General features: G+C 65.2%; 18 protein-coding genes. All 18 read right to left on the bottom strand.

Features of this window, described 5'->3' with window-relative positions; translation table 11 throughout:
* Positions 1-75: 75 nt before the first annotated feature.
* A complete protein-coding gene (locus ACN9MZ_RS10170) occupies positions 76-3,249 on the bottom strand; it encodes a S8 family serine peptidase (protein WP_426342027.1) in 3,174 nt (1,057 codons plus the stop codon).
* Between the two features lie 33 nt (positions 3,250-3,282).
* Positions 3,283-3,948, bottom strand: coding sequence for an NF038120 family PEP-CTERM protein (locus ACN9MZ_RS10165; protein WP_426342026.1), 666 nt, complete (start codon positions 3,946-3,948; stop codon positions 3,283-3,285).
* 358 nt (positions 3,949-4,306) lie between these two features.
* On the bottom strand, positions 4,307-4,669 hold the full coding sequence (locus ACN9MZ_RS10160) for a hypothetical protein (protein ID WP_426342025.1): 363 nt from the start codon (positions 4,667-4,669) through the stop codon (positions 4,307-4,309).
* Positions 4,670-4,808: 139 nt separating this feature from the next.
* Entirely contained in the window at positions 4,809-7,973 is a 3,165-nt protein-coding gene (locus ACN9MZ_RS10155) for a S8 family serine peptidase (protein WP_426342024.1), read from the bottom strand.
* A gap of 49 nt (positions 7,974-8,022) precedes the next feature.
* On the bottom strand, positions 8,023-8,748 hold the full coding sequence (locus tag ACN9MZ_RS10150; RefSeq protein ID WP_426342023.1) for an NF038120 family PEP-CTERM protein: 726 nt from the start codon (positions 8,746-8,748) through the stop codon (positions 8,023-8,025).
* Between the two features lie 194 nt (positions 8,749-8,942).
* Complete coding sequence (locus ACN9MZ_RS10145) at positions 8,943-9,638, bottom strand: LuxR C-terminal-related transcriptional regulator (RefSeq protein WP_426342022.1); 696 nt, start codon at positions 9,636-9,638, stop codon at positions 8,943-8,945.
* Positions 9,632-10,321, bottom strand: a complete 690-nt coding sequence (locus ACN9MZ_RS10140; protein ID WP_426342021.1) for a winged helix-turn-helix domain-containing protein — start codon at positions 10,319-10,321, stop codon at positions 9,632-9,634. Before ACN9MZ_RS10140 ends, ACN9MZ_RS10145 begins: the two co-directional genes overlap by 7 nt.
* Before the next feature lie 191 nt (positions 10,322-10,512).
* Positions 10,513-11,124, bottom strand: a complete 612-nt coding sequence (locus tag ACN9MZ_RS10135; RefSeq protein WP_426342020.1) for an NF038129 family PEP-CTERM protein — start codon at positions 11,122-11,124, stop codon at positions 10,513-10,515.
* 11 nt (positions 11,125-11,135) lie between these two features.
* The gene (locus tag ACN9MZ_RS10130) at positions 11,136-14,129 is read right to left on the bottom strand and encodes an ExeM/NucH family extracellular endonuclease (RefSeq protein WP_426342019.1); all 2,994 of its coding nucleotides are present in this window, start codon (positions 14,127-14,129) and stop codon (positions 11,136-11,138) included.
* Positions 14,130-14,235: 106 nt separating this feature from the next.
* Entirely contained in the window at positions 14,236-15,231 is a 996-nt protein-coding gene (locus ACN9MZ_RS10125; RefSeq protein WP_426342018.1) for a TIGR03790 family protein, read from the bottom strand.
* On the bottom strand, positions 15,212-16,627 hold the full coding sequence (locus tag ACN9MZ_RS10120) for a mannose-1-phosphate guanylyltransferase/mannose-6-phosphate isomerase (RefSeq protein ID WP_426342017.1): 1,416 nt from the start codon (positions 16,625-16,627) through the stop codon (positions 15,212-15,214). Before ACN9MZ_RS10120 ends, ACN9MZ_RS10125 begins: the two co-directional genes overlap by 20 nt.
* The gene (locus tag ACN9MZ_RS10115; RefSeq protein ID WP_426342016.1) at positions 16,624-17,778 is read right to left on the bottom strand and encodes a sugar phosphate nucleotidyltransferase; all 1,155 of its coding nucleotides are present in this window, start codon (positions 17,776-17,778) and stop codon (positions 16,624-16,626) included. Before ACN9MZ_RS10115 ends, ACN9MZ_RS10120 begins: the two co-directional genes overlap by 4 nt.
* Positions 17,775-19,016 (bottom strand): glycosyltransferase family 4 protein, encoded by a 1,242-nt coding sequence (locus ACN9MZ_RS10110; protein WP_426342015.1) that lies wholly within the window; start codon positions 19,014-19,016, stop codon positions 17,775-17,777. The genes ACN9MZ_RS10115 and ACN9MZ_RS10110 overlap by 4 nt, the downstream gene beginning before the upstream one ends.
* Positions 19,000-20,310: a nucleotide sugar dehydrogenase gene (locus ACN9MZ_RS10105; protein WP_426342014.1), complete on the bottom strand. Its 1,311-nt coding sequence runs from the start codon at positions 20,308-20,310 to the stop codon at positions 19,000-19,002. Before ACN9MZ_RS10105 ends, ACN9MZ_RS10110 begins: the two co-directional genes overlap by 17 nt.
* Complete coding sequence (locus tag ACN9MZ_RS10100; RefSeq protein ID WP_426342013.1) at positions 20,307-22,265, bottom strand: alginate lyase family protein; 1,959 nt, start codon at positions 22,263-22,265, stop codon at positions 20,307-20,309. The genes ACN9MZ_RS10105 and ACN9MZ_RS10100 overlap by 4 nt, the downstream gene beginning before the upstream one ends.
* Positions 22,262-23,329 (bottom strand): glycosyltransferase family 4 protein, encoded by a 1,068-nt coding sequence (locus tag ACN9MZ_RS10095; protein WP_426342012.1) that lies wholly within the window; start codon positions 23,327-23,329, stop codon positions 22,262-22,264. The genes ACN9MZ_RS10100 and ACN9MZ_RS10095 overlap by 4 nt, the downstream gene beginning before the upstream one ends.
* Positions 23,326-24,672 carry a phenylacetate--CoA ligase family protein gene (locus ACN9MZ_RS10090; protein WP_426342011.1) on the bottom strand — a complete coding sequence of 449 codons (1,347 nt, stop codon included), beginning with the start codon at positions 24,670-24,672 and terminating at the stop codon, positions 23,326-23,328. The genes ACN9MZ_RS10095 and ACN9MZ_RS10090 overlap by 4 nt, the downstream gene beginning before the upstream one ends.
* Positions 24,653-25,906, bottom strand: a complete 1,254-nt coding sequence (locus ACN9MZ_RS10085; RefSeq protein ID WP_426342010.1) for a glycosyltransferase — start codon at positions 25,904-25,906, stop codon at positions 24,653-24,655. Before ACN9MZ_RS10085 ends, ACN9MZ_RS10090 begins: the two co-directional genes overlap by 20 nt.
* Between the last annotated feature and the right edge of the window lie 2 nt (positions 25,907-25,908).

Raw genomic sequence — 25,908 nt, 5'->3', positions numbered from 1 at the left:
TCTTTGCAGTCAATGGCAAAAAAAAACCGCCCGGACGGCATGCGTCCAGGCGGTTTTTCACTCAGCCAGCCGCAATCAGTCCTGCAGCTTGGCCTGGGCGCGGTCCGAGTCCGCTGCCGGCACGGTAGCGCTGCCGGTGTTCACGTTGACCAGGGTGGTCGCCTGCACAGTGCCGCTCAGGTCCTGGAACTGCACGCCGCCGACATAGCTCTGGTTCTCGTCCAGGCCGGCCCAGCTCACGCCCACGATCGCATTGACGCCGCTGTACACGCGCCCTGGCAGGGCTGCGGTGAACTGGCCGCCGCTGTCGCCCGGATTCACGATCCACGACGCCAGCTTGTGCTGCATCGCTGCCGGGTTCTCGCCGCCATAGGCCACCACGCACACCTTGTAGTTGCCAGCTGCCGGCGATGCCACCTGCACGGCTTCCGCGCTGCCGTCATGGCCGGAATAGCTCCAGCTGCCATCCGGCGCCAGCATGCCCAGGTCATGGTCGTCGCTGGCGTTGCCGGTATCCTTCTGGAACAGCGCGAAGCGCGCCGCTACCGCGCCGGCCGGAATGGCGACGTTGTAGACCTTGACGTTGGCGGTATCGGCGCCGGCCGCGCAGGCCGTCTTCAGTGCCGCCGAGCTGAGGCCTTGGGCGGCCAGCGTGACGCTGTCGCCGAAGGTGGCCGCTTTCAGGCCGCCCTTCAGCGCCGTCATGCGGCCGCTGAAAGTGGTGCGCACAGTGAACAGGCGGGCGCCGTCAGCCTTGTCGCCAGCCATTAGCGCCGGCGCAATGACCGGCTTGGCGGTGCGGGCCTGGATCGGGCTGCGCACCACGTGGTTGCCATCGCTCCATACCAGGCTGCCGAACTGCCACACGGTTTCCGGCGCCGTGGTGCGGGTCAGCTTGACGGTGAAGCTGCCGGTGGCGCCCGGCGCCAGGGTCAGCGTGGACGGCGTCACCACGGTGCTGAACCCGGGCACCGCGGCGCTGGCATTGTAGGTGGCCGTTGCCCCGCCCACATTGGTCACCTTGCGCCTGATGGTGACGCTGTTCTGGATCGCACCGGCCGTGATCGATGCCAGGTTCAGGTTGTAGGTCTCGTCCAGCGTGCCGTAGGTGGTGCAGTCGGAAGCCGGCTGCACCAGCGTGCGGTTCACCTTGCACTGGTAGGCCACCAGTTCCGCCTTGCCCATGTCGTACACCAGGCCTGGATCGTTGGCCTTGTTCGGCGCCACATGACCGGCGCCTTGCGCCCATGCCAGCTTGCCGTTTTGCGCGCCTGGCAGGCCGTCGTCCAGCGTATCGTAGGCGGTGGTCATCAGCGCCGACTTAATGGCCGCGGGCGACCAGTCCGGATGCGCCTGGCGCAACAGCAGGCCGAGGCCGGCCACGTGCGGGCTGGCCATGGAAGTGCCCTGGATCGAAGCGTAGGCTTGCTGGCCCGGCGCGCCGGCTGCCACCGCAGCCGTTTCGGCAGGGTTCAGCGGCGCCGCGTAGCTGGCGATAATGTCCACGCCCGGCGCGGTGACGTCCGGCTTCAGGATGTTGCCGTCACCCATGTTCGGGCCGCGCGAAGAGAAGCCGGCCATCACCGGCGCCGGCTTGGTGCCTGGGTAGAAGGCGCTCAGGGAGGCGATAGCGCCGGCAGCTTGCGCCACGGCGTAGGCCTTGATGGCGCTGCCGTCGGCGGCGCTCACGTGCACCGTTGGCACAGAGTGGATTTCGCTCACCAGGCCGGCGCCATTGTCGCTCAGCACCATGCCGACGCCGCCGGCATTCAGCACGGCCAGGCTCTTGTCGACGCGCGCGTTATTGCCGCGCGTGCAGACCACTACCTTGCCGGCCACCTTGGCCGGGTCCAGCAGCACCTGGCCGGCCGGCGGCGCAGCGCTGAAGCACAGGCTGGCGTTGCCGCCGCCCACGCCGGCATCCTCGGCCCTGATTAGGACCGTATCGGGCAGGCTGTTCAGGTTGTTGGAGGCGCCGAAATACGTGCTGCCGTTGCCCAGTTTGACGTCGGCCTGGAACTTGCGGTCATGGGTCGATGCCCCCACGGTGGTGAGCCATGGGCTGAGGTGGGCCACGGTATTGGCCGGACCGGCGTTGCCGGCCGATGCGGCCACGAACACGCCTGCCAGCGAGGCGCGGTAGAAGGCCTGTTCAACGGCATCGCCGGTGCTGGTCTGCGAACCGCCGATCGAGAAGTTGATCACGTTGACGCCATCCTTGACGGCGTCGTCGATCGCTTGCACCGAATCGGAGTTGTAGCAACCGTTGTTGACATTGGTGCCGTCGGCAGCGCCCTCTTCTGCCGTGCTCCAGCATACCTTGTAGGCGGCCACGCGCGCGCGCGGCGCCATGCCGGAAGTCAGTCCCATCGGCACGCCGCCGATGGTGGCCATTACGTTGGCGTTGCCGGCAGCGGTCGACGCGGTATGGTCGCCGTGGCCGCCGTGGCCGGTGGCATGGCCATCGGTGCCGGAGCTCGAATCGCGCGGCGAGAAGTATTCGGTCCAGTGTTTCGGCTTGCGGGTGGCCAGGAAGCCCGAGTTATAGAACTTGGCGCCCACCAGCTTGTTGTTGCAATGCTGGGCCGGGTCAAAGCCCTCGCCCGCCACGCAGCCGCCCTTGAAGGTGGCCGGCGGCGCGGTATAGGCCAGGGTGCCGGCCGGGTCGAAGGTCGGCACCTGGTTGCCATCGACACGGTCGGCAAAGGCCGGGTTTTCCGGCCAGATGCCGCCGTCGATCACGCCGATCACCAGGTTTTCGCCCTTGACCTGGCTGCCGCCGGAAAATTGCGACCACAGGCCATTGATGGTGCTCAGGCCCAGGAAACGGGTGGTGGACACGGTGTCCAGGCGGCGCACGGCGTCGGCCTGCACTTCGGCCACGGCCGGATTGGCCTTGAGCGCCAGCACTTCGGCCTCGGTCAGCATCACGGTAAAGCCGTTCAGCACCACGTCGTAATTGCCGACCACGGTCGGATTGCCGACGCTGGCCAGCACTTCATCTTTCTTGGCGCCCAGGTAGCTGACATAGTTCTGCACCTTGGACGAGCGGTAATCGAAGACTTCGCCCTTGGCCGGCTGGGTGGCGGCCAGGCCGGTGACGCCGCCGGTATAGGTGGCGGCCGGCTGGTCTTGCAGTTGCACGATATAGGCCTTGCGCTCTTCTTGCGCGGCGGCGGACAGGGTAAAGCTGGACAGCAGCGCCAGCACTGCCAGGGCGGCTGGACGGCGTTTCAAATTCAGTTTCATGGATTCTTGTTCCGGTTCAGGTTAGCGGGAGGTTCAGCGCACGCGGCGACGGCGGCTGGCCAGGGCAAGGCCGCCCATGCCAAGGCCAAACAGCGCCAGGCTGCCCGGTTCCGGGATGGTCGCAATATCGTCGATCGCAAAGTTTGCCCCACCGCCGCGGAAGCATTGGCCGTCGTCGCCGCACTCCAGGCCGAACACCAGCACAGAGTCGTAGTAATCGGTCAGCTTGCCCAGGTTGAAATGCTGGAAGCTGAACAGGCCGTCTTCCGGCGCGGCCAGGGCCAGGCGCACCAGCGGGCCCAGTTCCTTGCCCGCGGCATCAAAGCCCTGCAGCAGCAGCTGGCCGGCCATGTCCGGGAAGCTCTGCTGGCCTGCGCCCACGAAGCTGGCGTTCAGGCTATCCAGGCGGAAGGAGGTATTGTCATTGCGGCCGAAATAGAAATAGCCGTCGTCCAAGCCGGTGTAATACTGGCTGAGATTGTTGACGGGGCAGCTGGCTGCGGCGCAGGTTTCCGGTTCGCTGCCTTTGACAAAGGCCCCCACCAGATCGCCCAGCTGGCTACCGCCGTAGGCTTCGATCCAATAGTCGCCAATCTTGACATGCTGGCCAGCCGTCACCCATGGCGATTGCGGCTTGCCCTCGAAATTCAAGGTTCCTGCCTGGGCGACGCCGCCAATGGCCAGCGTTGCCGCCAACATAATTTGACTGAATGCTTTTCCTGCGCGAGGTGCTTGATTATTAAAAAATTTCAACTTCGATTCCTCTGCGAATGTTCATCATGACAGGCGGGTGTGGAACTTTTGGTCCACACCGCCCGGCTCCACTAAAACATGGTTGCTTATCGAGCAACTTTACTTGTGGAAAATTTTCTAACCACAAGTTGCCTGTAGGAAGCATATTTCATGCCAAGGAAATAATTATCAAAAAAATCAATGTGTTATCTTGGCAAGATTTATTTAACTACAAAAAGTGTAAAAATTTCCGACACTTTGCATACGAATGCACGACAAAAAGCCGACACTTGGCCGGCTTGATCAGCGGGAGGAAGAAAGGAAGTCAGCGGTCCAGCGCGCCACCCAACTGGCATTTGCCGGCTACGCAGGCCGCGCCGGGATCGGCCATGAAGCGGCAGTCGCTGGCCATGCCGGAACGGGAATTGGCATTACTGCGCTGCTTGCGGTAGCGCTCGGCGAGCTGCGCGACCCTGGCCGGGTCGCTGCGCGCGGTGGAATAGGCAAGGTAGCCTTCTGGCCCGCCGCAGGATTTGGCGCCCAGCGGCACAGTCCGGCATTGCTGGTCGCTGTCGCAGGCAGCGTCGCGCCCCATCGCGCGCAACTGGGACAGGGTGTCGGTGTCGGGGTTGGCATGGCTGCAGGCAGCGGCGCCCAGGCAGGCCAGCAAGATCGCGAACTGTTTCATGACGTGCTCCAAAGGCGATGGCCTATCATCGGCCCTGCCGCCCGCCCGGTCAACGGTGCCGGCGGCCCACGGCAAAAAAAACCGCCCTGGCATGCGCTGCTGCGCACGCCAGGGCGGAGCGGATGCCTCCTGCTACGCCTTAGTCCTTCAGCTTGGCAGCAGCCACGCGGTCGGTCTCGGCAATCGGAACGGCCGCGCTACCGGTGTTGACATTGACCAGGGTGGTGGCCTGCACCACGCCATTCAAGTCCATGAACTGGGCGGCGCCGACATAGCTCTGGTCATTGTCGAGGCCGGACCAGCTGACGCCCACCGTGGTGTTGTTGCCCGCCACCACCTTGCTCGGCACCGCCACCACCAGCTTGCCGCCAGCGTCGGCCGTGGTCACCACCCACGATGCCAGCTTGTGCAGCATGGCCTGCGGCGTCGCGCTGCCATACGCCACCACGCACACATTGTAGGTGCCGGCTGCCGGCGTTGCCAGTTGTACCGACTCGTTGCTGCCATCGTTGCCGGAGTAGCCCCAGGCGCCGCTTGGCGCCAGCACGCCCAGGTCATGGTCGTCCGTGGCCCCCGAATCCTTGCCGAACAGGGCGAACTTGGCAGCCACGGCGCCGGCCGGGACATTGACCTTGTAGACCTTGACGTTGGCCGTATCGACACCTGCCGTGCACAGGGTCTTCAGGGTGGCCGAGTTGATCGCCTGGGCCTGCAGCGTCACGGCATCGCCATAGCTGGCTGCTTTCAGACCACCCTTGGCATAGCCCATGCGGCCGGAGAAGCCGGTCAGGACCGGGAACAGGCGGCTGCCGGAGACTTTGTCGCCGCTCAGCAGGCTTGGCGCCGTCACCGCCTTGCCCACCTTGGCCTGCACTGGAATGCGTACGCTATGGTTGCCATCGTTCCAGGTCAGGCTGCCGAACTGCCAGGCGTTGCTCGGGGCGCCATTCGGGGTCAGCTTGACGGTGAAGCTGCCGGTCTGGCCGGTGGCCAAGGTCAGCGACGACGGCGAAACCACCGCAGTGAAGCCTGGCAGCACCGCGCTGGCGGTGTAGGTGGCTGCCGGGCCCACATTGGTCACCTTGCGGCGCACCGTGGTGCCGACACCGCCCAGGGCCGACGCGACCGTGATCGATGGCAGGTTCAGGTTATAGGTCTCGTCCAGCGTGCCGAAGGCGGTGCAGTCGGCTGCCGGCACGGCCGGCCGGTTGACCTTGCATTGGTATTGCACGTAGTCGGCCTTGCCCATGTCATACACCAGGCCCGGGTCGACTGCCTTGTTCGGATCCACATGGCCGGCGCCTTGCGACCATGGCAGCAAGCCGTTCTGTGCGCCCGCCAGGCCATCGTTCAGGGTCGAATAGGTGGTGGTCATCAGGGCCGACTTGACGGCGGCCGGCGACCAGTCGGGATGCGCCTGGCGCAGCAGCAGGGACAGGCCCGCCACGTGCGGGCTCGACATCGACGTGCCCTGGTAGGACTCGTAGGCGGCCGGCGGCACCAAGCTGCCCGCCACCACCGCGCTGTGCTGGGCCGGTGTCAGGGCCGGCGACACGCTGGCGATGATGTCCACCCCTGGCGCGGTGAGATCCGGCTTGAGCACGTTGGCATCGCCCATGTTCGGTCCGCGCGACGAGAAGCCGGCCATGACCGGCGCCGGCTTGCTGCCCGGGTAGAACGTGCCGATGGCGCTGGTGGCAGCCGCGCCCTGGGCCAGCGCATAAGCCTTGAGGGCGGCACCGTCGGCCGAGCTGACGTGCACGCTCGGCACCGAGTGCGCCTCGGCGACCAGGCCGGCGCCGTTGTCCATCATGATCATGCCGGCGCCGCCGGCATTCAGCACGGCCAGGCTCTTGTCCACGCGAGCGTTGGTGCCGCGGGTGCAGATCACCACCTTGCCGGCCACCTTGGCCGGATCGAGCAGCACCTGTCCAGCCGGCGGCGAGCTGCTGAAGCACAGGCTGGCGTTGCCGCCGCCCATGCCGGCGTCCTCGGCGCGCACCAGGGCCGTTTGCGGCAGCGCATGGGTATTCAGCGAAGCGCCGGTGTACTTGGCGCCGCCGCCCGTGGTGGCGTCGGCCACCAGGTTGCGGTCATGGGTGGAAGCGGCCACCGTGGTCAGCCACGGGCTGATGTGGGCCACCGCGTTGGCGGGACCGCTGTTACCGGCCGAGGCGGCGACGAACACGCCCGCCAGCGAAGCACGGTAGAAAGCCTGTTCAACCGGGTCGTTGACCGAGGTCTGCGAGCCGCTGATCGAGAAGTTAATCGCGTTCACGCCATCCTTGACGGCGTCGTCGATGGCCTGCACCGAATCGGAGTTGAAGCAGCTGTTGGAGGCGCCGCTGCCATCGTCGGCGGCCGGATCGTCATAGGTCCAGCACACCTTGTAGGCGGCCACGCGCGCGCGCGGGGCGATGCCCGATGCCGGGCCCATCGGGATGCCTGCCACCACGGCAGGGACATTGCTGTTGCCGGCGGCAGTGGAGGCGGTATGGTCGCCATGGCCGCCATGGCCGCTGGTGACGCCGTTGCTGCCGATATTCGAATCGCGCGGCGAATAGAATTCCGTCCAGTTCTTGGGACGGCCGCTGGCCAGGAAGCCGGCGTTGTAATACTTGGCGCCCACCAGCTTGTTGTTGCAGTGGGTGGCCGGATCAAAGCCCTCCCCTGCCACGCAGCCACCGGTAAACGAAGCCGGTGCCGAAGTGTAGGCCAGCGTAGCGCTGGCATCGAAGGTCGGCACGCCGTTGCTGTCGACGCGATCGGCGAAGGCCGGGTTTTCCGGCCAGATGCCGCCGTCGACAATGCCGACCACCAGGTTTTCACCCTTGACCTGGCTGCCGCCGGCAAATTGCGACCACAGGCCGCCCGCCGTGCTCAGGCCCAGGAAGCGCGGCGTGGAAATGGTATCCATGCGGCGCATCGAATCGGCCTGCACGTCGGCCACGGCAGGATTGTTCTTCAGCGACAGCACTTCGCTGTCGGTCAGCAGGGCGGCAAAGCCGTTCAGCACCACATCGTAGTTGGCAATCACGGTCGGATTGCCGACGCTGGCCAGCACGTCGGCCTTGCGGTCGCCTAGGTAGCGCACATAGTTCTGTACGTTCGGATCGCGGTAGTCGAACACCGTGCCTGGCGCCGGCTGGGTTGCCGGATAGCCGCTGATCCCGCCGACATAGGTCGTCGCCGGCTGCTCGCTCAATTGCACAATATAGGTTTTGCGCGCCTCTTGCGCGCCGGCGCTCACGGCCAGGCAGGACAGCACGGCCAGCACCGCCAGTGCCGCAGGACGCAGTTTCATGGTCATTTTCATGTGGATTCCCGGTTCAGGTTAGCGAAAAAGCGTCGGCTTAGCGCGCGCGGCGGCGGCGGCTGGCCAGGCCGAGGCCGGCCATGCCCAGGCCGAACAGGGCCAGGCTGCCTGGTTCGGGAACGGTGACGATATCGTCGATGGCGAAGTTGGCAAGGTTGGAATTGCGGTTGCAGCTGCCAGCGGCATCGCAGGCATAACCGAGCACGCGCACGAAGGCGAACTGTTCTGTGATCGAGCTCAGGTCGAAAGTGCCGAAGCGGAACTGGCCGCCGACCGGCCCGGACAGGCCGAGCTGGCGCGCCGCGCCCACCGCTTGGCCCATGGCATTAAAACCCTGCAGCACCAACATGCCGGCCACGGCCGGGAAGCTGGCCTGGCCGTTGCCGATGAAGCTGGCGCGCAGGCTGCCGAGCCGGAACAGGGAATCGTTATTCATGCCGAAGTAGAAGTAGCCGTCATCCAGGCCGCTGTAATACTGTGAGGCGTTATTGACCGGGCAGCTGACGCCGAAGCAGCTGGCAGCATCGCTGCCATCGACAAAGGCGCCGACCAGGTCGGAAGTCAGGCTGCCGCCATACGACTCGATCCAATAAGAGCCGACCTTGATGTGGTCGCCGGCGAAGACGAACGGCGAATCGACCTGGCCTTCGAAATCGAGTACTCCTGCCTGCGCCACGCTGCCCATTGCCAGCGCTGCCGCACACAGGAATTGTTTGATCGCCTTGCCTGCGCGATGTGTTTGGTGCTTAGAAATATTAGCCACGGAATCCCCTGGATGGTTGAACTCTCGAAAATGGCGCCTGCCTCGTGGATAGGTGCCTGACTCCAATCTATTGCCTACAACACAACTTTACGCACGGATACTTGCGCGTGGGGGACGTCTCACGCAAAAAACATGCCAAAACAACATTTCCAAAAGAATCAATCGCTTGCTGTCATGCCACTATTGGCAATTAATCAAACTGTAAAGATCTTCGACAAATCGGGGAGCGGCAGGATGGGGAACTGCGCCACGGCGTGGGCGCGGTTGCTCACGCCGAGCTGGCGGTACAGGCGCTGCAGGTGGTTCTTGACGGTCAAGGGACTGATGCCGAGCAGGCGGCCGATTTCCTGGTTGTTCTTCCCCTCACGCAGCCATTGCACGATTTCCGCCTGGCGCGGCGAAAGGGCCGGCGCCTGGGCCGCCGAGGCGATGCGCTGCAGCGCCAGGTGCAGGTAGGGCAGCAGCAATTGCAGCAGCCAGCATTCGCGCAAGCCGGCTGTTGCGGGCAGGCCAAGCAGGGCCACGGCGCTTCCGCCGGACGCCAGCGGCCCGCTGCCGTGCAGCAGCCCGTGGCCCATGGCGCCGGCCTGCAGTGCCAGCGGCCGGCCCCCGGCCTGCTGCCAGCGCTGCAGCCAGGCCGGCACCGGCCCTTGCCGCGCCTCGCACAGCAAGGCGCGCTCGTCCGGCGCCAGCATCGTGCTGTGCAGGCAGTCCACCTGGCGCGCCCGCCCCTGTTCGTCAAGCTGCATGCATAACAGCACGCCATGCGGCAACAGGGCCTGCAAGGCGCCCTGGCTCCACAGGAATAATGCGCCCAGCGTGGCAATGCCATGCGCGCCATCGATGGCGTGCAGCAGGTATTCCTGTTCGCGCGCGTCGGGGCTCAGCATGGGCTGTGGAAGCGGTAGCCGCTGCCACGCACGGTCTGGATCGCCTGGTGCAGGCCGCTCGGTTGCAGCGCATTGCGCAAGCGCCCGACGTGGGCGTCCACCGTGCGTTCGTCGAGGAAAACGTGGCTGCCCCACACCTGGTCCAGCAACTGCGCGCGACTGTGCACGCGGCCCGGATGGTGCATCAGGTAGTTCAGCAGGCGGAATTCGACGCGTCCCAGGTTCAACTGGCGGTCGCCCGCGGTCACGCTCAGGGTATGCGGATCGAGCCGCAGTCCCGCCACCTGCAGCGTCCCCGGCATGCCAGCCGGACGCCGGCGCCGCAGCACTGCATGCAGGCGGGCGATGGTTTCGCGCGGCCCGAAGGGCTTGCAGATGAAATCGTCAGCGCCGCTTTCCAGCGCCAGCACCTTGTCCTGTTCGGCGCAGCGCGCGCTCAGCATCAGGAGCGGCAACTCGCTGGTGCGCGGCGCGGCGCGCAAATGACGGATCAGCGACAGGCCCGACTGGCCCGGCAAATCCCACTCCAGCAGCACCGCTTCCGGCAACGTCCCCTGCAGCGCCGCCAGCGCGCTGATCGCATCGCCGTGGCACTGCACCGCGTAGCCCGCCTGCCCCAGGTTATGGGCCAGCAGTTGCTGCACAGCGGGGTCGCTGTCGATGACGAGAATGTTGAAGGACATGGCAAAAAACGCAGGTCGTTATGCGGAAAACTATGAATCATGCCAAGTCCTGCACGCTAATACAATTTTAATTAAGTATTAATATTCTGCCGAAATAAATACCGCGCTTCGCTCTGTGCCATCCAAATGAAAAAGCACCCTGGAAGCCGAAACTCCCAGGATGCTTGTGGTGTTTGTGCAACCGGCCGTATTCAAGCGCGGCGCCGGCGCGCGCAGGCCAGCGCCAGCAAGCCCAGTGCCGCCAGGGCCAGCGAAGCCGGCTCCGGCACGGCGGCCGGCGCCGCAACGGTGGCCACCGCGTCGTTAATGCTGAGGATTTGCAGGTCCGGGCTGCCGTCCGGCGCGGCGACAAACATCAGGTCCAGGACCTTGCCCTTGATCTGCAGGCGGGTGTCGTCAAGGGCCAGAACGCCGAAATTGGAAAACATCAACGCCGAAGGATCGCCGGAAACCGTCAGCAAGAAGCTGAACACGCCGCCAAACACCCCTTGGTAAAGCACATCGTTGGGGGTGGCGGTATTCAACAGGGCAAAGCCGCCCGGCACGGCGGCGGCATCGCCCCATGGCGAGAAATTGGCCGGGTCCATGTCAAAGCCCTGCAGTTGCGACATGGTCGCTGTCACGGCCGGCGCGCCATCGACGCCATTGAAGGTGAAGTCCAGGTAGCCGGCACGGCCGGCGCCATAAATGGCGGTATCCAGCGTCACCAGGCGCACGACGTCGGCCATGGCGCTGCTGCTGGCGCCAAAAGCCAGCAGCAGCGCCAAGCTGTGCAGGAAACGGGTGATGAATTTGTTTTGCATGGTTGCTGTCCTCAGAAACTGCCGTTGTAGACTTTTGGCGTGTAGTTCACGGCTACACGGCTCGGGTTATTGAATTGCAGCTGGACGGTGGCCTGGGCGCCGGCGGCCAGCGCCGGCGCGGCGGTGATGTAAGGCATGCCATCGACGTAACCGGTGGCGTTGGCCAGGGTCACGCCGGCCGGCAGGCCCTGCAGCACATAATGCACCGGCGCGGCCATGTCGGCGCCGCTGGTGTTGGTGATCCAGGCAGTCGCGGTGCCGACGCTGCTGAAGCGGCCCTGCACCAGGCCGGAGCGCTGGATCTGCACGCTGGACGTCACATCCACGTACGCGGCCGGCAGGTTCAGGCTGAGCACCACCGGGTCGTGGTCGGAGGCGCGGTAAGGCAGGGTGTTGTACAGCGCCTGGGCAGCAGCGTTCTTGCCAATGAGGTTGTAGTCCAGCACTTCCGGTTCATCGGCGTTGATATTCCACAGCACGGCGCCGGCCACTTGCTGGCTCAGCGAAGTGCTGGCCAGCGCCTGGTCCAGGTAGCCGCTCTCGGCGCCAAACACATAGGAATGCGGAATGCCGTTCGGACGCACGAAGCGCTCGAGCTGGTTTTCGAAGCGGACCTGGCGCTCCTGCGACGCCAAGTACAGGATCGGGTCTTCCATGCCATGGGCGTTGAAGTCGCCCATCAAGAGCACGTCGGCATCGCCGGACGCGGCCACCACTTGCGGCACGAAGCCGTCGGACAGCTGCTGCACCTGCGCCATGCGCACCGGGTTGTAGCAGCCCTGGCCATCGCCCTGATCGGCGTTGGCGCCGCTTGCGTTACTGCAGCGCTTAGCCCGCAGGTGGTTGACCACCAGGCTGAATTTCGCGCCGTTGGCGGCCTTGAAGGTCTGCGCCATCGGCGGACGCTCATAGACGCTGTTCGCGTCGGACAGTGCACCGCCCACCAGTGCCAGCTTGGCCGGCTTGTAAATCATCGCCACGCGCACCGCATCGGTGCCGGTCGCGTCCGGCTTCGGCACGTAGGCATATTCCACCTTGCCGTATGCGGCGTTCAGGCTGTCGACCAGGTAGCTGGCGGCATAGTCGCCATTGTTCTGGATTTCCATCAGGCCGACCACGTCCGCATCGATTGCCTTCAGTCCCGCCACGATCTTGTCGCGCTGGCGAACGAACTCGGTCATATTGTCGGCGCCGCGGCAGTTGCTCTTGCTGGTGCCCGAACCCAGGGTGCAGCCCTGACCGGACTGGCCCTGCACGTCGGTGCCGTCGGTGAAGGTGGTGAAGAAGTTCAGCACGTTGGCGCTGGCCACCTTCACGTTACCGGCCGCCACTTCAGGAGCCAGGCTGCGCGGATTCTCGCGCGCGAAGACCGGGGTTTCAGTCGGCTGCAGCTTGAAGCCGGCGCCGCCGCTGCCAAGCGCGCCGAAATCGATGACGCCGGTCAGGCCGCTGACGGTGTCGCCGCTGCGCACGGTGCCGTCCTGGCCGAGATATGGCACGCTATCGGGCGTGACGAACAGGCCGTCATCCAGGGTGATCATATTGGCCGCGTTGGCCGCTGCCATGGCGATGGCTTCCGCGCTGCGCGCCGGATAGCGGTTGGTCGGCACTTCACGGCGGCCATCGGCCAAGGCCAGTTCGCCGCGGCTGCCCAGCGATTCGGTGCCGTTGACGGTCAACTTGGCGGGGAAACGTACCAGCATGCCTTCCACGTTGGCCAGGTTGGTGCCGGGCAGGTCGATATTGACGGGGGTAATGCTGTTGCCCGTGCTCTGGGTAACGACGCTGGTCACAGTCGACAGTTCGGTGTAGGAGCGCGTGGCGCCGCTTGGCTTGTACTCGGTTACGGTGCCGCTCACGCGCACCAGGTCGCCCAGCGCCACGGTGACCGGGGACGAGCCCATGTAGACGAACATGCCGTCCGAGGTATTCGGATCGCCGTCGCCAGCGGGGTCCTGGATGAAGAAGCCGCTGCCAACCCTGGCGGTCACCACGCCTTCGGTGGTCAGCTTCACGCCATTGTACGGGCTGGTGGCGTCCGAACCCTGCACCTGGGGCACCGGCACCACGGTGCCCGCCCCCATTTCCACGGTCACGCTGACAGTACAGCTGGCGTCCTGGCCCTGGTCGTTGCTGAACTTGACGGCCACCGGATACGTGCCGGTTGCCGCCGCTGGCGACACCACCAGCGACACGCTGGCGCTGCCGCCGATGCCGCCAGCCGCAGTCAGGCTGCCCAGGCTCAGGCCTGGCACGGCTGCCGACGTGATCACCGCGCCGTTGACGATGCCGTCTGCGTCCGAGGCGGACAACGCGATGCTGCCGCCCGTGCCGAAAGTCAGCTTGGCGCTGGCCGGGCAAACCGGCACCACAGGTTGCGGCAGCGGCCCGCTATCGCACATGGTGGCCGGCGCAGCGGCAGTGCGGAATTGCGGCGCGACGGCAGTGAAGTCGGCAGAGTTATTGTTGCTGTCGGTGCAGCCGTTATTGGCGCGCAACAGGCTGGTGGTGGCGCTCATGGCCGGCGCCGCTGCAGTTTCGGAGAAATTCGCCGAACCGTAGCCGACCACGTCCTGGATCGCCGCGCTGCTCGGCTGGGCGCCGGTCAGCGCCGTGTTATTGTTGACCAGCGCCACCTTGCCGGAGGCGCCGCTCATGTTCACGCTGCCGCTGAAGAAGTCGGCCGCCAGGTCGGCGCCGACGGCGGTATTGCTGCTGGCCAGTTTGACCAGGAAGTATTTGCCCGGATCGATGCTGGTGCCGGCCGGCAGTTCTGCCCTGCCCCAGCTTGTGCCGCTGGCGGACGCATACTGGATGGTCCAGCCGCCCACTGCCACGGCAGCACTGCCGCGGTTGAACAGTTCAACGTAATCGTAGCGCAGCGTCGCGCCGCTGTTGCCGCCCGCGCCGTACATCTGGCTGATCACCACGTCGGCAGCGAATGCCGGCTGGCAGGCCAACAGGGCGGCCAGCGCGCTAGCGCGCAAGGAAATGCGTTTATCCATGAAAAGGGGGTCCCCCAGAGTTTTTACCAAAAGGATTTTTTATTGTTCTTTTGCATATTAACTGTTTGATATGACTAGTTGGTGACACACGATTAGTCCAAACGGACTAACGGGGATAGGGCCGCGCCAGCGGTTCGCCTATGAACAGGCCCTGCGCCGGCCAGGCCACGCTGCGCCAGTACGCTTCGATGGCGGTGGCTCCGCTGAGGTAATGCTGCAACAGGATTTGTGGATGGGGAAATTTCTGCCAGTGGTTGCACGGCTCGCTGACCGTGCCATAGCTGGCGGTGGCGCCCGCCTCCAGCCAGCGCAAGCTGCTCATCTGCCCACTGCCCAGCAAGTCCCCGCCGTAGGAGGTCAGGTGGTCGGCCAAGGCGCCGGGCAAGAAGCGCAGCGTCTCCAGCTTGCCGACGCGCGCCAGCCCGGTCTGGTAGAACATGATGTCCTGCACGCCCTCCAGTGCATCCTGGTGCAGCGTGTGGATGGTCAGCTTGCGCGCGGGGATGGCGCCGCTGGGGGGAAAGAAGCGTGCCCGGGTATTGCGCGCCGCTTCGCTGGTCTGCAGGAAGTAGGCGCCCGCCTGCGGCAGGCTGAAGCCGGCCGCCTTGCCGCGTTCGGCCACGGCGCGCGCCACGTCCAGCGGCTCGGCCGGCAACAGCATCGACAGCCGCATGCCGGCCGGCAGCGCCTTGGCATTGAAATAGGGATTCTTGCGGCCGGGCGCACAACTGCGCTCGCATTGCGCCGCATCGAAACCCAGCGTGTAGGCCGAGGTCAGGCTATTGCATTCGACTGCGTAAGGCGCTGTCCACGCGAACAGCACGGCGCGTGCTGCCGCGGGAAGCTGCTGGTCGATCTCGCTTTTCAGCCGCGCAAAAGCCTCGGCATCGAGGCGCTGCGGCTTGCCGGGAATGCTGACGTGGGCAATGTGCGCCGGCGCGATGCCGCGCAGCTGCGCATAGTAGGCGCCCAGCGCCACGCTGGCGGGATCGGCATCGTTGACGACCAGCCCAAGCTGGGCCGGCTGGAGTTGGGCGCGCGCGCCGGCTGCAAACAGCAGGAGCGCGGCAAAGGCGCAGCGTTTAGCCGCGATGGTAGACATCCTCGAAGCGAACGATATCGTCCTCGCCGAGGTAGCTGCCCGACTGCACTTCAATCAGGTGCAGCGGCAGCTTGCCGGGGTTTTCCAGGCGATGGCTCATGCCGATCGGGATGTAGGTCGACTCGTTCTCGGTCAGCAGGGTCACCTTGTCGCCGCAGGTCACGCGCGCCGTGCCCGACACCACCACCCAGTGCTCGGCGCGATGATGGTGCATTTGCAGCGACAGCTTGCCGCCCGGGTTGACGATAATGCGCTTGACCTGGAAGCGGTCGCCCATGTCGATGCCTTCGTAGGAGCCCCATGGACGGTATACCTTGGTATGGTGCAGGTGCTCGGTGCGGCCATTGGCCTTCAGGTGCTCTACCACCTGCTTCACGCGCTGCACATGGTCCTTGTGCGCCACCAGTACCGCATCGGAGGTTTCCACGATCACCAGGTCCTGCACGCCGATGGCTGCCACCATGCGGCCTTCGGCGCGCACCAGGCAGTTCCTGGCATTATCGGTGTACACGTCGCCCCGCGTCACATTGCCATCGCCGTCGGCCTGCAGCACGTCCACCAGCGCCGACCAGGACCCGACGTCGTTCCAGCCGATCGACGCCGGCGCCACCACGGCCTGCCTGGTGTGCTCCATGACCGCGTAGTCGATGGAATCGGACGGGCATGCCGTGAACGCCGCTTCGTCGAGACGGCAGAAATCCAGGTCGCGATAACCCTTGCTCACCGCCTCCTCGCTCAACCTGGCCATGTCGGGCTGGAATTGCGCCAGCTCTTTCAGGTAGGCGTCGGCGCGGAACAGGAACATGCCGCTATTCCAGAAGAAATTGCCGGCGCCGATGAAGCCCTGTGCCGTCTCGCGGTCTGGCTTCTCGACGAATTTCGCCACCTTGAAGCAGCCTTCAGCCGGCAAGGTCTCGCCGCTCTGGATATAGCCGTAGCCGGTTTCCGGCGCGGTCGGCACGATGCCGAAAGTGGCCAGCGCGCCCGCCTCCACCAGGCCGGCGGCGCGCAGGATCGCAGCATAGAAAGCGTCGACGTCCTTGATCACGTGGTCGGCCGGCAGCACCAGCATGACCGCCTGCGGGTCGATCGCTTTCAGGTAATGGGCTGCGGCAGCGACCGCCGGTGCGGTATTGCGCCCCACCGGCTCGAGCAGGATGCCGAGCGGAGCAACGCCAATTTCACGCATCTGTTCCGCCACCAGGAAGCGGTGCTCATTGCCGCACACAATCAGCGGCGCCATCATGCCGTTGCGCCCGCCCAGGCGCTGCACGGTCTCCTGCAACATCGTCTTGTCCGACACTAAAGGCAGCAACTGCTTCGGCAAGGCCGCGCGCGACAGGGGCCACAGCCGGGTACCGGCGCCGCCGGACAGGATGACAGGATAAATTTTCATATTAGAGTTGTCTCTTTGGCAACATTGTGCGCGGCACGCCGGGTCGCGCGGCGATCCCGCGCATTTGCCCAGCCCCCGCCTTCTGCCTGCGAAATATGCTGCATTTCGCCAGCGCGGTCGACACTATACTCTTTGAACACGATCAATTCGTCGAGCGTAACGTCTGGTAAGACCCGAGTATATTCGAACAACACGCTGCGCACTACCCTCGCCCCGCTGCGGATGTGGCTGCCGTGCCCAATCCACGTCGGCCCGATGATGGTGGCGCCGGCCTCGATGCGGCAACCGGAACCTATGTACACCGGCCCGATGATACGCGTACCGTTCCAGTCGATGCTGGTGTTCAGGCCGACCCACACGCCCTCCTCCACCTGCACGCCCGGCACGGTCATGTGCGCGACGCCGCCGGTCAGCACGCCTTGCAGCACCTCCCAGTAATCCTTGACGCTGCCGATATCGATCCAGTCGAACTTGCGCGTCTGGCAGTAGAACGGCAGGCCGCGCTGGGCCAGCAGCGGGAACAGCTCGGAACCGATATCGAATTCCTGGCCGGAGGGAATCAGCTCGATCACCTCCGGTTCGAACAGGTAGATGCCGGTGCTGGCGCAATTCGACTTCGCTTGCGCGCGCGCGGGCTTTTCCTGGAATTCCAGCACCCTGCCATCGCTATCGCTGACCACCACGCCATAGCTGCTCACCTTATCCCACGGCACCTCGCGCGTAATGACGGTCGCCAGCGCGCCCTTGCGCCGATGCTCGTACAAGGCCGACTTCAGGTCCAGGTCGATCAGCGCATCGCCGCACAGCACCACCACGGTCTCGTCGAAAAATCCGCCGAACTCCTGGATCTTCTTGATGCCGCCGGCCGAGCCTATCGGCTGCGGCACCACTTCGCCTTTGTCGTTGGTATAGCCCTCGAAGGAATAGCCGATCTGCACCCCGAACTGGTGCCCTTCCCCGAAATACTCTTCAATCTTCTCATGCAGGTAGCTGACGTTGACCATGATCTCGCTGACGCCATGGCGCTGCAAATGCTCGACCAGATAGGCCATGACGGGTTTGCCGAGGATAGGGATCATCGGCTTGGGCAGTTCATAGGTCAAAGGGCGCACCCGCGTGCCCTTGCCGGCCGCCAGAATCATCGCTTTCATGGGTTGTCCTTTCTTAACACCAGCTCGGGAGCGGAGTACAGGCGTTCGTAGGCCGCCAGCAGCTTGGGCGCCTCGTACTCCCATTCGAGTTCGTTGACCACGCGGTTGCGCCCATAGGTGCCCATGCGGGCGCGCCGCTCCGGATCGTCCAGCAGTTCCACAATCTTCACGGCCATGTCGACCGGGTCATTCCTCGCCGCGTACAGCGAAGCTTCCTGTGCCGAGACCCGGCCCTCGGTCAGGTCGAACTGCACGATCGGTTTGCCCAGCGCCATGTACTCCATGATCTTGTTCATGGTGGACTTGTCGTTCATTTCGTTCGCCACATCCGGATTCACGCACACATCGGCCGTGTTCAGCATTTCCAGCAATTGCTGGTCGGGCACGCGCCCGGTGAAGGTCACGTAGTCGGCCACGCCAAGCTCGCGCGCCAGTGCCTTCATATCCTCCAGCGAAGTGCCGCCGCCCACCAGGCCGAAATGCACGTCGCGCCGGCCCATGTCGTGCACCACTACGCGCACGCTTTGCAGCAGCAGGTCAATGCCTTCCTGCGCTCCCATCACGCCAACGTAGCCGACCAGGAAGCGCCTGCCCTGCTTCAGCGCATCCACCGCAGGCAGCACGCGCAGGCGGTCCAGCTTGGGCCCGCTGCGCACCACGTACACCTTGTCCGGGTCCATGCCGCCGCGCCCGATGGCGATGCGCTTGTACGAATCGTTGGTGGCAATCGAGACGTCTGCGGTTCGGAACGAGAGGCGTTCCAGCCAGACCATCAGCTTGTAGAAGAAGTCGCGCCGCCCGAACTTGGCCTCGTACAGTTCCGGATTGATGTCGTGGTGGTCGAACAGGAAGCGCTTGCCCAGCACGAACTTGAAGAAGCCCCCGACCAGAAACAGCAGGTCGGGCGGATTGCAGGCATGGATGACGTCAAAGCCGTGGCGGAACTGGACCTTCCACGCCAGCCGCGAACTGTGGAACAGGGCGGCCGAATACTCGATGGCGTAGCCCAACGCCCCTTCGGCCTCCATCGGCAGCTTGTAGCGGTAGATGTGGATGCCCTCCAGCTCCTCGTAGCGCGACTCGTAGCCCTTGCCGGTCGGGCAGATGATCGCCACCTGGTAGCCGTTGGCCTGCAGGGTCGTCGCTTCCTGCCATACGCGCCGGTCGAATGGCGACGGCAGGTTTTCGACGATGATGAGGACTCGGCGCTGATCCGTGCGCTTACCAGCAGATGCCATCGTAAGCCCCTTCGCTCTGCTTGCCGGTAACGCGCACCAGGTCCACCAGATGCTGCCCTGGCCGCAGCCGGTCGGGCACCGCCTGGAACTCCGGCGCGCCATTGCCGATTACCACCGTGTCCGCAAAGGCCAGCACCGCATCCATCGAGTCGACCATCAGCCGCGAGATGTGGGGAATGATATTCATGATGTAGTCCTGGTTGGCGCCGGTCAGCGCTGCCAGCTTCACGTTCTTGTCGTACAGGCGCAGGTCATAGCCCTTGCCGATCAGGTGTTCGATCACGTCCACCAGCGGCGATTCGCGCAAGTCGTCGGTTCCCGCCTTGAATGAAAAGCCGAGGATGCCGACCTTCCTGCCCGGCTTTTCCATCACCATCTTCAGGCCCTTTTCCACCTGCTTGTGGTTGGACGGCAGGATGGCGTTCAGCAGCGGCAGCTCCAGGTCGAGCTGGCGCGCCTTGTAGATCAGCGCACGCACGTCCTTCGGCAGGCAGGAGCCGCCAAAGGCGAAGCCGGGCTTCATGTAGTAAGGCGAGAGATTCAGCTTGGTGTCCTTGCAGAAGATCTCCATCACCTCGTGCCCGTCGATGCCGACCGCCTTGCAGATGTTCCCGATCTCGTTGGCGAAATCGACCTTCAGCGCGTGCCAGGTATTGTCGGTGTACTTCACCATTTCAGCCGTCTCGACGTCGGTGCGCACCACCGGCGCATCCATGCCGGCATACAGTTGCAGCAACAGTTCGCCAGAACGCTCGTCGGTCTCGCCGATCACCGTTTTCGGCGGGTGGTGGTAATCATGCACCGCCGTGCCCTCGCGCAGGAATTCCGGGTTGCTGCACACGCCGAAATCGACGCCGGCGCGCTTCCCGGACGCCTCCTCCAGCGTCGGAATCACCAGCGAACGCATGGAGCCGGGCAGCATGGTGCTGCGCGCCACCACGACGTGGAAGCCGTCTTTCTCGCGCAGCGCATGGCCGATCTGCTCGCACACCTTGCGCACCGCGCTCAGGTCGAGATTGCCGTTCAGTTGCGATGGCGTGCCGACGCACACCAGCGAAATCTCGCTCGACATCACGGCATCGCGCACGCTGTCGGTGGCGCGCAAGCGGCCATTGCGCACCGCGCCGGCAATCATCTCGCCGATATCCTTCTCGATGATCGGCGTGCGTCCCTCGTTGATCAGCCCAACCTTGGTACGGTTCGGATCGACCCCAATCACCGTATGGCCTTCTGCCGCCAGGCAGCCTGCCGACACTGCACCTACGTAGCCCATGCCAAAGATACTGATCTTCACGATGACGCTCCTTCCAGTAAGGTAATTTCGGTCACAATCGTGCTGGTGCCGCGTATCGTTCCGCGCCACGCTGCTGTCGCGATGCCGGATTTGCTGTCAAAGCTGCGCGAGATCCATCCCGCGGTTGGCGCCGTGCTGGCGCAATGGAGTTGCGGCCCATTCCCGAAACGGCATGCCATGTGCAAGCCCTTGTCGCGCCTGGCGACATGCAAAGCTTGCCCAACCTTTTCGGCATGGCAGCCTTCTGCAAAATGCCAGTGCAGGGCTACCTCGTGCTCGCCAGAACATTCTAGGGTATCTTCGACGATGACCGCGTTCCGTTTGGACGCGAAGCGGATCACGCGCCGATGCATGACCGGATCGCGCAAGCGCATATAGCCATCTTGTTTTCCCTCAAAGAAATGAGGCGCATCGTGCGACAACGCTACAGCATTGGCCTTGCGCAGCCACATGAAATTGCCACCGATTTCAGACTGGTCCATCCCATCGACTTGCACCGTGTTGTGCGCAGCGGTGCTGCGGAAGTAATCGCGCCACTGGCGATGCGTGTGGTAGGCGTAGGTGCCGGGATCGACCAGCATCTCCTGCCCGCCCATGGAGAGCGTGAAGGCCAGCGCGTCGGCATGCCCGTGCGCCGCCAGCGAAAGATAGCCCAGGGGGCCGCAATCGACCACGATGCGCACTTCCTGCGGCGTGCCAAAGTCCTTGCCGAGCAGGTAGTAGCCACCCTGCGGAAACGCCAGGCGCGGCGTCTCCCTTGCGCCCGGCGCAGGCGCCGGCAAGGCGGCCCAGCGCGCGTCGGCATCGGCGAACAGCCAGCGGTTGCGCTCATCGAGCACGCCTGCCTTTGCCTTGAAGTCGGCGCGCCCGAACAGCAGCGCCGCGCTGGCGAGCAGGGAGCGGTACGGCGGCGCAGCCGAGCCGTCCAGCCGCAGCATGCGCGCATCGTCGGCATCGCCAATCATCGGCACATTGCCCCCGGCATCCATCACGGCCGCCAGGAACTCCGCCATGCGCTCAAGGCGCGCCAGCCATGCAGGCGGGAAGCTGCTGCCGTTGGCTTGCGCCGCAAGCTGGCACAGCAGCATCATGTCCATCACTTCGTGGTGATAATAGATGGCTTGTTCCTTGTTGACGCCGTCCTCCCAGTTCTGCTGCAAGCCCTGCTCGACCAGGCCGCGTTCGGCCAGGGCGCGCCAGCGCACGCTCTCGCTCCAGCAAGGCCATTGCACGCTCGCGATGTACAAGCCCGTGTACTCGCCAAGCAAATGGTTGTTGGCCGACGAATGGCGCGACAGGTGATGGCTGATGAAGTGGCAATGCTTGTAGACCGCGTTGAGCCAGCGATGCCGCCAGTCGTCGTCAAGGCTGCCGGCCAGCAGCTGCCAGGCGGCGCACCAGTTCAGCAGGCGCACGCCAAGTTCCAGCGAACTGGCCCAGTGCACGCCTTGCGGATAAGGGCATTGGTCGAGCCAGGAAAGCAGCAGGGTACGCGCGCCGTCCCGGTATTTGCGCTCGCCGGAGCTGCGCCACGCCTGTGCCAGCGTCACCAGTTCCAGATGGCGGCTCGGCTCCCACAGGTACTTGATATCGCCCACCAGCGAAGCGTCGCGGTAATCGATCGAAGGCCCCGGCGCCATCGGCGCCGTGGTGCCGGTGCGCGGATCACGGTTCCATTGCGGCGGGAAGCCAAGCTGCACGCCCTGCAGCGCAAACACGTTCCAGCGCCCTGCCAGCAGCGAGTCGGCGGCCATGCAAAGCGCGGCTTCGTCGACGCCCGCCGGCGCGGCAAGGAAGGGCGCGCCAAAGCGGTCCAGCGCCGGCACCGGCGGATAACTCGCCAGTCCCAGCCCCATGGCGGCGGCCTTGCGGCGCGCCAGCTGGTGCACGCGCCAGACAACCTCGGCAGGCCCCATCAGCTTGAGGCGATTGATTTTCCAGGCAAGTGCAGTCATTGCGGCAAGAACCCCAGTTCGCGATACAGCCGCTCAACCTGCGGCAACACGGCATCGCTGCAGAAGGTGGATTCCACCTTGCGCCGCGCTGCCTCCCCCATGCGCCGCGCCAGCGCATCGTCTTCCAGCAGTTGCGCCAGCCGCGCAGCCAGCGCATCGACGTCGCCCGGCGCGACGAGGAAACCCTCCACGCCGTCGGCGACCGCTTCCGGGATTCCGCCGACCGGCGTTGCCAGCACCGGCAAGCCGGCCGCCATCGCTTCCAGCACGCTCATGGGCAGGCCCTCGTTATACGAAGGCAGCGCAAACAATGAGGCCAGCGCCAGATGCTGCTGGCGGCTTTCCGCTCCGACCCAGCCGAGCAGGTTGAGCTGGTTGGCAATGCCCAGTTGCGCCGCCCGCTCGCGCACAGCATCAAGCTCGCCATCGCCTCCCAGCCGCAACTCCAGCGCAGCCACCTGCGGCGCCACCCGCGCCGCCGCCTGCAGCAAGTCGTAACTGCCCTTGCGCCGTCCCAGCCGCCCCAGGCACAGCACCGCACCGCGCCGCCGCTGCTCCCACGCACTGGCGGCGGGCAGCAGCACCGGGTTATAGATCGCCTCCACATGCCGGTTGCGCGACATGCCTTCCACCCAGCGCCGCCAGGCCTCCGACAGCACCACGACCCGTGCGCTGCGGTCGAAGATGAAGCGTACGAAGCGCTTGCGCCAGGGCCCGCACTCCTCGCCGTAGAACTGCGCAAACTCTGCCCCGTGCAAATGCAGGATCGCCGGCACGCCGGCCGCGAAAGCCAGCAGGAAGAAGCCCGACTTGCGCCAGAAGCTCGCGCGCGAAGCCAAATGCACGTGCACCAGCCCGATCTGTCCGCGCAACAGCATGCCCGCGAAAACGGCGTAGGCCGCCAGCATCACGCGCAGCTTGCGCCACCTGCTGCCGTCGCAATGCGTAGCCAGGTAGCGCACGCCGAAACGCCGCAGCATGCCCGCCTGCTCATACACCCTGACCACGGAAGCGATGCCGCCCATGGTATCCATGCCGGTGCCCAGCATCACGATGGTCTTCATGAGCGCCGCCCGTCCTGCCACTCGTTGACGACCCAGCGGAACTTGCCCGCAGCGGTATTCGGCAACTCGTCGCGCAGCACCACCCTCACCTGCACCGTCGCGTCGACCAGCTGGGCGATGTTGCGCAGCAGCTTGTCCTGGTCGGCCTGCGAGAAGCGCGCATCCGGCACCAGGCGCAGCTCCCACAAGCCCGGACCGACCTGCGCGACCTGCGACTTGCGCACGTTTTCCACGCCCTTGAAGGCAAAGGTCAGCACGGAAGGACTGACTTCCGAGCCATCGCCGCCGGTGATCCGGTCTTCCAGCTTGCCGGTGACAGGCTCGATCATCGGGAACGGCCGGCCGCACAGGCAATGGCCATGCCTCCAGCGCGTGCGGTCGCTCAGGCGATAACGCACCAGCGGCATCGCCAGGTTATGCAAGGTGGTGCCCACCACATGGCCGTAGCCGTCGGTTGGCTCGCCATGCTCGTCAAGGATTTCCACGTGGGAGTAGTCCGGATTGACGTGCATGGCGCCATACTCGCACTGCGTCGCGAAGGCAACCCGCTCCGCCATGCCGTACATGTCCATGATTTTTCCCGCCAGGCGCTCGCCAATCAGCTCTTTCTGGTGCGGGTAAAGCGGCTCGGATGCGGTGAACAGGTAGGGCACGTGCAAGCGCGTGCCGCGCCGCTCGAGGTGCTGCGCCAGCGTGTAGGCGGTGGACGGGTAAGCCTGCATCATGGCGGGCGCATAGTCGCGCAGCTTGTCGATGATGGGATCGACGCAATGATCGGTCAGGTGGCGCGACGATAGGAGCAGCTGCCGGTTGTAGCGGTTCTCGAACCAGTAGGGCGGGCGCGCCCGGTCCAGGCCGGCCACCATGTCCCCGCGCAAGGTGGCGCGCGGCATGCCGTCAACATAGCCTGCCCAGGTCCAATGGCGCTTGATGAAGGCCTGCTCCATCTGCACCGACTGCAGGCTGCGAATGATCACCAGCGGCGTGCCCGTGGTCCCGCTGGTCTTGCCGAGCGCCTGCCACGGCCGCTTGCTGCCTCCGTTCGGATAGAGCGCCAGCGGATGCTCGAGCAAGGCCGATTTATCGACAATCGGGAACAGCTCGCGCAAGGCCTGCCGCGCTTCGACTGGCGAGAAATCGCGCGTGATGTGGGCGTAGTATGGAAGCTTCTCGATCGCGGCTTGCAGGCTGCGGTGCAGGAGCCGGTCGCCCATCACCTTCAGCGCGTAGTCGTCCATCAGCTCATGCCCCCGCAGGCGCTGCACCAGGCGCTGGCTCAGCGCATTGTCGCGCACCAGGGCGCGCCCGCCGTACAGGAACTCTTTACGCAATTCGGCCAGCATGATCGCCTCCCACCAGGTTCCGGTAGCGTTGCGCCACCGCCTCGCCCAGCACGCGGTAGCTGCGCGCCGCCTCGATATAGGCCGGGCCGGCCGCAGCGCGCGCCCGCGCCGCTTGCGGATCGCGCAGGATCGCCAGCAGGCCCTCGGCCATGGCTTGCGGCGTGCTTGCCGCCAGCCAGCCGGCGCCGCTTGCCGCCAGCACGGCCTCCTGGTCCGGGATGTCGTTGCCAACGCAAGGCATGCCCAACGCCAGGTATTCCAGCAGCTTGGTCGGCGAACTGACGTCATACAGTGCGCCGCGCGGCACATACGATATGGCCGCCTGCGCTCCAAGCAGGTATTCCCAGGCTTGCACGGGCGGCAGCCAGCCGGTGACCTGCACCGCTTCTTCCAGCCCGCGTTCGCGCGCGGCGCCGAGCAACTGCACTACGTCGCCCTGCTGCGGCGAACTGCCGATCAGCAGCAAGCTCGCCTCCGGCAGTTCGCGCCGCACCAGCACCAGCGCATCAAGCACGCGCTCAAGGCAACGCGCCCGGTCCAGCGTGCCGAGATAGGCCACCACCGGCCGCCCTTGCCAGCCGGCCCAGGCACGGGCCGCAGGCCGCAGCTCGGGCCGCGCCAGGGCTTCCATGTCGACCCCCATCGGCACCGCGCTGATCCGTCCTGCCGGCACGCCATGCTGCGCCACCAGGCGCGCCATCGCCTCGCTTTGCACGAACACGTGATCGGCGCGCGGCAGCAGCACGCGGTACAGCAGCCAGCGTTCGGCCAGGCCCTTGGCGAGGACGAGGCGCGCCCGCAGGCGCCGCCAGCCAGGGCGCCGCTGCAGCCGCGCCAGCTCATCGCGAGCGCGCTCGATACGCCCTTCGCTCATCAGGTATGACAGCCAATACGTCATCGGCATCCCCTTCATGCGCGCCACCAGCAACGCCAGCAAGCCGATGCTGACCATATCGCGCACCTGCAGCGCATCGTGGGTGCGGCGGTTAGCGCCCAGCAAAGCGCGCAGGCATAGCCAGAGAAAAGACAGTTCCGCTTTCCAGCGCGCACCAACTCGTGCCCGCCGTGAAGAGGCGAAGCCTTGGTTATCGGCTGGCGCCGCACTGCCTTTGCCGACCAGGTGGCATTGCACGCCATGGCGCGGCAGGTATTTTCCGAAAAGGGTCGCCACGTCGGCGCGAAAAGTCGGCAAGGGTTCCGGCACGAGCTGCAAGATGCGTACTGGGCGAGCCATGC

The organism is Pseudoduganella sp. S-14, from assembly GCF_049913285.1.
Classification (GTDB): domain Bacteria; phylum Pseudomonadota; class Gammaproteobacteria; order Burkholderiales; family Burkholderiaceae_D; genus Rugamonas.
Note: the sequence above shows the minus strand (reverse complement) of the source record. Positions and strands in the feature narration are given on the sequence as shown.

Coding starts and splice junctions, on each gene's coding strand:
- ACN9MZ_RS10170 (WP_426342027.1), bottom strand. CDS start 3,249: ATGAAACTGAATTTGAAACGCCGTCCAGCCGCCCTGGCAGTGCTGGCG.
- ACN9MZ_RS10165 (WP_426342026.1), bottom strand. CDS start 3,948: ATGTTGGCGGCAACGCTGGCCATTGGCGGCGTCGCCCAGGCAGGAACC.
- ACN9MZ_RS10160 (WP_426342025.1), bottom strand. CDS start 4,669: ATGAAACAGTTCGCGATCTTGCTGGCCTGCCTGGGCGCCGCTGCCTGC.
- ACN9MZ_RS10155 (WP_426342024.1), bottom strand. CDS start 7,973: ATGAAACTGCGTCCTGCGGCACTGGCGGTGCTGGCCGTGCTGTCCTGC.
- ACN9MZ_RS10145 (WP_426342022.1), bottom strand. CDS start 9,638: ATGCTGAGCCCCGACGCGCGCGAACAGGAATACCTGCTGCACGCCATC.
- ACN9MZ_RS10140 (WP_426342021.1), bottom strand. CDS start 10,321: ATGTCCTTCAACATTCTCGTCATCGACAGCGACCCCGCTGTGCAGCAA.
- ACN9MZ_RS10135 (WP_426342020.1), bottom strand. CDS start 11,124: ATGCAAAACAAATTCATCACCCGTTTCCTGCACAGCTTGGCGCTGCTG.
- ACN9MZ_RS10130 (WP_426342019.1), bottom strand. CDS start 14,129: ATGGATAAACGCATTTCCTTGCGCGCTAGCGCGCTGGCCGCCCTGTTG.
- ACN9MZ_RS10125 (WP_426342018.1), bottom strand. CDS start 15,231: ATGTCTACCATCGCGGCTAAACGCTGCGCCTTTGCCGCGCTCCTGCTG.
- ACN9MZ_RS10120 (WP_426342017.1), bottom strand. CDS start 16,627: ATGAAAATTTATCCTGTCATCCTGTCCGGCGGCGCCGGTACCCGGCTG.
- ACN9MZ_RS10115 (WP_426342016.1), bottom strand. CDS start 17,778: ATGAAAGCGATGATTCTGGCGGCCGGCAAGGGCACGCGGGTGCGCCCT.
- ACN9MZ_RS10110 (WP_426342015.1), bottom strand. CDS start 19,016: ATGGCATCTGCTGGTAAGCGCACGGATCAGCGCCGAGTCCTCATCATC.
- ACN9MZ_RS10100 (WP_426342013.1), bottom strand. CDS start 22,265: ATGACTGCACTTGCCTGGAAAATCAATCGCCTCAAGCTGATGGGGCCT.
- ACN9MZ_RS10095 (WP_426342012.1), bottom strand. CDS start 23,329: ATGAAGACCATCGTGATGCTGGGCACCGGCATGGATACCATGGGCGGC.
- ACN9MZ_RS10090 (WP_426342011.1), bottom strand. CDS start 24,672: ATGCTGGCCGAATTGCGTAAAGAGTTCCTGTACGGCGGGCGCGCCCTG.
- ACN9MZ_RS10085 (WP_426342010.1), bottom strand. CDS start 25,906: ATGGCTCGCCCAGTACGCATCTTGCAGCTCGTGCCGGAACCCTTGCCG.